Origin of the sequence: Actinoallomurus purpureus, from assembly GCF_024055795.1 — a bacterium.
Classification (GTDB): domain Bacteria; phylum Actinomycetota; class Actinomycetes; order Streptosporangiales; family Streptosporangiaceae; genus Actinoallomurus; species Actinoallomurus purpureus.
Genome location: NZ_JAMXMY010000052.1, coordinates 1 through 1,529, shown reverse-complemented (window position 1 = coordinate 1,529; position 1,529 = coordinate 1). Strand labels below are relative to the sequence as shown.

General features: G+C 66.1%; 2 protein-coding genes. One reads left to right on the top strand and one right to left on the bottom strand.

Annotated features, from left to right (window positions below):
- Positions 1-340: 340 nt before the first annotated feature.
- A complete protein-coding gene (locus NE236_RS43140; protein WP_252848124.1) occupies positions 341-733 on the bottom strand; it encodes a RapZ C-terminal domain-containing protein in 393 nt (130 codons plus the stop codon).
- A 631-nt stretch (positions 734-1,364) separates the two neighbouring features.
- Between NE236_RS43140 and NE236_RS45460 the strand changes: the two genes are divergently transcribed.
- On the top strand, positions 1,365-1,529 hold a 165-nt coding region (locus NE236_RS45460; protein ID WP_372494547.1), incomplete at its 3' end, for a GntR family transcriptional regulator.

Genomic DNA, 1,529 nt, shown 5'->3' with positions numbered 1-1,529 from the left:
TGCGCTGGCGGCGTCGTTAGTACACGCGGCGGCGCCGGCCATCAACGCGGCAGCAAGCACTGCGGTGATCAGCTTGCCCTTCATGTCAACGTCCTTCGGTGAGGAGTCGGCCCGCACGCATCGTGCGGACTGAACCCCCGCCGGGGCGGGGCTGTGACGTCACTCGTCGTCGTCCTGCTCGGTGGCCTCGTCGGCGAGGTCCTTCCGCACGCCGCGAACGGCGAGCAGGTCGCGGTACCGGGCGAGGGTCTTCTCGTCGTACATGGGGTGTCCTTCGGTGAGGAGTCGGCCCGCACGGGTCGCGCGGACTGAACCCCCGCCGGGGGGCGGGTGGTGGGTGTCAGGCGACCGGCGGCAGAACCTCGCGGCGCACATGATGGTGCGTGACCTTCACCGGCACACCCCAGAGCTCCAAGTACTCAGCCACCGCGCGGGCAGCTACAACGCTGCGGTGCCGTCCGCCCCGACATGCGATCAAGACGCGGATGTCCGCGCCGCCCGTGTAGTGCAGCGTGATCACTCTGTGGGCGAACTTCGCGAAGAGGCTCCGGGCTCCGCCCGTGGCCATGACGTGGTCGTAGACCTCGTCATCGAGTCCGGTCATGTGCTGGAGCGGGGACCCGGCCACGTTCGGGTCGTGGAGCTTCTCGGCCAGGTCGAAGACGAGCGCGTCGCCTTTGACGATGTCGAGGGCGCCGGGGTGGCGCCAGCCGAACGATTCGATGCTGATCACAGGGTTCCTGCCTTCGGTGAGGAGTCGGCCGCCACGCGTCGCGGCGACTGAACCCCCGCCGGGGGTCGTACGGTGGAGCGGAGAGACGCGCCCAATTGGAGTGGGCGCGTCTCTTCCGTCTCTGCTGACGAGCCGGTGGTGGCTCGTCCTTCAGGTGACGCGGCTCGCTCGCCCCTGACGGGGGTCGTGGCGTGGCCGACCGGCTGAGCGGTTCGTCACCTGCCGGCGTGCCCTGCCACCGGGTCGTTCGAGCTCTAAGGCTCTGGGTCCTGTATGGGCTGAGAACAGGTTCGTCAACCTTGCGGGCTGGAGCGTTGGTCCGCGTCCCCCGCCTTGTCATCGTGCGACGTACGGTGCGGCGCTGCTTCCCTGCCGGTTTCGACTTGCTGTTCAGATGTCAAAGCTCGGTCGGTCCGCCGTCCCCCGAGTCGCCCCGAGCTCTTGCGTCCTGTCTTGCTTGCGATTCTCTGTGTAGTATGTAGCACATGTCATGTGCTGCAAACTGTCTCAACAGAGAGTCCCCCCTACTTCGCGGATTGTCAAGATCGCTGGGAGGATTGCTCCATGAGGTAGGAGGCACGTCCTACATGCGCCCCTATGATCAGGACACCAAGAAGGGATTGAGCGACCCATGACCATCGAAAGATCGCAGTCGGAGTATCAGCAGGTCGCACGCATCGTGCGCGACAGAATCCAGACCGGGTTCTACGCACGGGGGACGGCACTGCCGATCGAGGCTGAGTTGGCCGCTCAGTTGAAGGTGTCGCGTGCCGTCGTGAACAAGGCGCTCGCGATG